The organism is Pseudomonas sp. NPDC088885 (genome assembly GCF_044750025.1).
Lineage (GTDB): Bacteria > Pseudomonadota > Gammaproteobacteria > Pseudomonadales > Pseudomonadaceae > Aquipseudomonas > Aquipseudomonas rustica.
The window spans coordinates 1-4,364 of record NZ_JBIVJB010000176.1 but is presented as its reverse complement, the minus strand read 5'-3'; the positions used below and the strand labels follow the sequence as shown (position 1 = coordinate 4,364).

Here is a 4,364-nt window from a genome sequence, read left to right as displayed (position 1 = left end):
CCAAATTGATTTCTGCGTCCGAGTTGATCGACGCATGGAAAGCGGCCTGTACCTAAGATTCGAAAGTGTTGGTTGAGCAATGGATTCAAGGTCCGGAGTTCACCATCGCCACCCTGCGTGACCAGGTGTTGCCTCCAATCGCCCTGGGTACACCGCACACGTTTTACGACTACGACGCCAAGTACATCGCCAACGATACCCAGTACCGCATTCCGTGCGGGCTGGATGCCGCCAAGGAACAGGAACTCATGGATCTCACGGCCAAGGCCAGTGAGGCGCTGGGGATTGCCGGTTGGGGCAGGGCGGACGTGATGCAGGACGCCGACGGGCAGTTCTGGTTCCTGGAAGTGAACACCGCACCGGGCATGACCGATCACAGTCTGGTGCCGATGGCGGCCCGTGCTGCCGGTCTGGATTTCCAGCAACTGGTACTGGCCATTCTGGCCGCCAGTGTTGAAGGCGCAGTCACCCAAGAGGCGCGAGGTTAAGACCATGCAAGGCGCTCAGCTCAGACATCAGCCACCCGCACCCGGCCGCAAGCCGGTACCGCGGGGTGCCAGCCGAATGGTGGCGAAAGAGCCGATGTCCGCGCGCCTGCCGAAAGCCAATTTTGGTTTTCTGAAAAGCCTGTTCTGGCCGGTGCTGCTGGTTGTGCTGGGCTTTGGTACGTACGAAGGGGCAACGCGTTTGCTGCCGTACGCCGACCGGCCGATCACCAAGATCGCCGTGCAGGGCGACCTGAGCTACATCAGCCAGCAAGCAGTGCAGCAGCGCATCGCCCCATACGTGGCGTCGAGCTTCTTCACCATCGACCTGGCCGGGATGCGCACCGAGCTTGAGCAGATGCCCTGGATCGCCCATGCCGAAGTACGTCGGGTGTGGCCGGATCAAGTGGTGATCCGCCTCGAAGAGCAATTGCCGGTAGCGCGTTGGGGCGACGAGTCGTTGCTGAACAACCAGGGCCAGGCGTTTACGCCAAAGGAACTGGCGAACTACGAACACCTGCCACAGCTGTTCGGTCCTCAACGGGCCCAGCAGCAAGTGATGCAGCAGTATCAGGTGCTGAGCCAGATGCTGCGGCCGTTGGGCTTCTCGATTGCACGCCTGGAATTGCGTGAACGCGGGAGCTGGTTCCTGACCACCGGTGCCGGCAGTTCCGGCCCCGGCATCGAGCTGCTGCTGGGACGCGGCAATTTGGTGGAAAAGATGCGCCGCTTTATCGCCATCTATGACAAGACGCTTAAAGACCAGATTACGAACATTGCGCGCATCGATCTGCGCTACGCCAACGGCCTCGCTGTTGGCTGGCGGGAACCTGTAGCGCCGACGACAGCCCAACCCGCTGTCGCAAAGAATTAAGAAGAGGCAGGACCCATGGCAAACGTGCAAAGCGGCAAAATGATCGTCGGTCTCGATATCGGCACCTCCAAGGTGGTGGCGCTGGTCGGCGAGGTCTCCGACGACGGCACGCTGGAAATCGTCGGGATCGGTACCCATCCGTCCCGTGGCCTGAAGAAGGGCGTGGTGGTGAACATCGAGTCCACCGTGCAATCGATCCAGCGTGCGATCGAAGAAGCCCAACTGATGGCGGGCTGCCGCATTCACTCGGCGTTCGTCGGCGTGGCGGGCAATCACATCCGCAGCCTGAACTCCCACGGCATCGTCGCGATCCGTGATCGCGAAGTCAGCTCGGCCGACCTTGAGCGCGTACTCGACGCTGCTCAGGCTGTAGCGATCCCGGCTGACCAGCGCGTGCTGCACACCCTGCCGCAGGATTACGTGATCGATAACCAGGAAGGCGTTCGTGAGCCACTGGGCATGTCCGGCGTGCGTCTGGAAGCCAAGGTTCACGTGGTCACCTGCGCCGTCAACGCTGCACAGAACATTGAAAAATGCGTGCGTCGCTGCGGTCTGGAAATCGACGACATCATTCTCGAGCAACTGGCCTCGGCCTACTCGGTACTGACCGACGACGAGAAAGAACTGGGCGTGTGCCTGGTCGACATCGGCGGCGGTACTACCGACATCGCGATCTTCACCGAAGGCGCGATCCGTCACACCGCGGTGATCCCGATTGCCGGTGATCAGGTGACCAACGACATCGCCATGGCGTTGCGCACCCCGACTCAGTACGCCGAAGAAATCAAAATCCGCTACGCCTGCGCCCTGGCGAAACTGGCCGGTGCCGGTGAAACCATCAAGGTGCCAAGCGTCGGCGACCGTCCACCGCGCGAACTGTCGCGTCAGGCCCTGGCCGAAGTGGTCGAGCCGCGCTACGACGAACTGTTCACGCTGATCCAGGCCGAGCTGCGTCGCAGCGGCTACGAAGACCTGATCCCGGCCGGCATCGTGCTGACTGGCGGTACTTCGAAGATGGAAGGCGCGACTGAACTGGCCGAAGAAATCTTCCATATGCCGGTTCGTCTGGGCGTGCCGCACGGCGTCAAAGGTCTGGATGACGTGGTACGCAACCCGATTTATTCCACTGGCGTTGGCTTGTTGATGTACGGCCTGCAAAAGCAGTCCGACGGGATCTCGTTCTCGGGCATCGGCAGCCGCGACAGCTACAGCAACGAAGAGCCACAGGCGCCGTTGCTGGACCGATTGAAGAAGTGGGTTCAAGGCAACTTCTAAAGCTTTACCGCAACACCGCAACAAACATGCAGTAGGCGAAAAAAACTAGAGAATGTAAGGAGAGGGAAAATGTTCGAACTCGTAGACAACATCCCCGCAAGCCCGGTAATCAAAGTTATCGGTGTCGGCGGTGGCGGCGGCAACGCTGTCAACCACATGGTCAAGAGCAACATCGAAGGCGTTGAATTCATCTGCGCCAACACCGATGCTCAAGCGCTGAAAAACATCGGCGCACGTACCATCCTGCAACTGGGCACTGGCGTGACCAAAGGCCTCGGCGCCGGCGCGAACCCGGAAGTCGGCCGTCAGGCTGCTCTGGAAGACCGCGAGCGTATTGCCGAAGTGCTGCAGGGCACCAACATGGTGTTCATCACCACTGGCATGGGCGGCGGTACCGGTACCGGTGCTGCACCGATCATCGCCGAAGTGGCCAAGGAAATGGGCATTCTGACCGTTGCGGTCGTGACTCGTCCGTTTCCGTTCGAAGGCCGCAAGCGTATGCAGATCGCCGATGAAGGCATCCGCATGCTGTCCGAAAGCGTCGACTCGTTGATCACCATTCCTAACGAGAAGCTGCTGACCATCCTCGGTAAAGACGCCAGCCTGCTGTCGGCTTTCGCCAAGGCTGACGATGTACTGGCCGGTGCCGTTCGCGGTATCTCCGACATCATCAAGCGTCCGGGCATGATCAACGTCGACTTCGCCGACGTGCGTACCGTGATGAGCGAAATGGGCATGGCAATGATGGGCACTGGCTGCGCCAGCGGTCCGAACCGTGCACGTGAAGCCACCGAAGCGGCAATCCGTAACCCGCTGCTGGAAGACGTGAACCTGCAAGGCGCACGCGGCATTCTGGTGAACATCACCGCCGGTCCTGACCTGTCCCTGGGTGAGTACTCCGACGTAGGTTCGATCATCGAAGCCTTCGCTTCCGAGCATGCGATGGTCAAGGTCGGTACCGTTATCGATCCGGACATGCGCGACGAGCTGCACGTGACTGTGGTTGCTACCGGTCTGGGCGCAAAAATCGAGAAACCTGTGAAGGTCATCGACAATACCGTTCATACCTCGATGTCGACCGCTCAGGTACAACAACCGGCTCCGTCCCGTCAGGAAGCGCCTGCGGTTAATTACCGTGATCTGGATCGTCCGACCGTCATGCGCAACCAGGCTCAGGCCGGTGCTGCGGCTGCCGCGAAGATGAATCCGCAAGATGACCTGGACTACCTGGACATCCCGGCATTCCTGCGTCGTCAGGCCGATTGATGGAATGTATCAGGGCTATGAAGGTGATTGGTGTTCAGCAAAGGCTCGGTCTGCTATTATCGCCAGCCTTTGTTGATACCAGTTCGCAATTTGCGCTGAAGCGGCCCAAGCCATGATTAAACAACGCACACTGAAAAATATTATCCGTGCCACAGGTGTAGGCCTGCACTCCGGTGAGAAGGTCTATCTGACTCTCAAGCCTGCGCCTGTCGACACTGGCATTGTGTTTTGTCGCGCTGACCTCGACCCTGTGGTGCAGATCCCTGCCCGCGCGGAAAACGTCGGTGAAACCACTATGTCGACGACGCTGATCAATGGCGACGTCAAAGTGGACACGGTAGAGCACTTGCTCTCGGCCATGGCTGGCCTGGGCATCGATAACGCCTACGTCGAGCTCTCCGCGTCCGAAGTCCCGATCATGGATGGCAGCGCTGGACCCTTCGTATTCCTGATTCAATCGGCAG

At 59.8% G+C, this 4,364-nt stretch carries 4 protein-coding genes and 1 pseudogene; all 5 read left to right on the top strand.

The genetic code is table 11. The features are described 5' to 3' along the window. Positions 1–488 (top strand): annotated as a pseudogene (locus ACIP1X_RS27905) (D-alanine--D-alanine ligase); the annotation flags it as partial. A 4-nt stretch (positions 489–492) separates the two neighbouring features. Continuing rightward, positions 493–1,359 carry a cell division protein FtsQ/DivIB gene (locus ACIP1X_RS27900; RefSeq protein WP_053123632.1) on the top strand — a complete coding sequence of 289 codons (867 nt, stop codon included), beginning with the start codon at positions 493–495 and terminating at the stop codon, positions 1,357–1,359. A 15-nt stretch (positions 1,360–1,374) separates the two neighbouring features. Next, positions 1,375–2,634 (top strand): cell division protein FtsA, encoded by a 1,260-nt coding sequence (gene ftsA / locus ACIP1X_RS27895; RefSeq protein ID WP_053123630.1) that lies wholly within the window; start codon positions 1,375–1,377, stop codon positions 2,632–2,634. Positions 2,635–2,703: 69 nt separating this feature from the next. Continuing rightward, positions 2,704–3,900 carry a cell division protein FtsZ gene (gene ftsZ / locus ACIP1X_RS27890; protein ID WP_400755880.1) on the top strand — a complete coding sequence of 399 codons (1,197 nt, stop codon included), beginning with the start codon at positions 2,704–2,706 and terminating at the stop codon, positions 3,898–3,900. Positions 3,901–4,012: 112 nt separating this feature from the next. Continuing rightward, positions 4,013–4,364 (top strand): UDP-3-O-acyl-N-acetylglucosamine deacetylase (locus tag ACIP1X_RS27885; protein ID WP_400755879.1); only part of this gene is annotated, 352 nt, incomplete at its 3' end.

Excerpts from the sequence above, each read along its gene's own strand:
- ACIP1X_RS27900 (WP_053123632.1), top strand. The coding sequence starts at position 493 with ATGCAAGGCGCTCAGCTCAGACATCAGCCACCCGCACCCGGCCGCAAG.
- ftsA (WP_053123630.1), top strand. The coding sequence starts at position 1,375 with ATGGCAAACGTGCAAAGCGGCAAAATGATCGTCGGTCTCGATATCGGC.
- ftsZ (WP_400755880.1), top strand. The coding sequence starts at position 2,704 with ATGTTCGAACTCGTAGACAACATCCCCGCAAGCCCGGTAATCAAAGTT.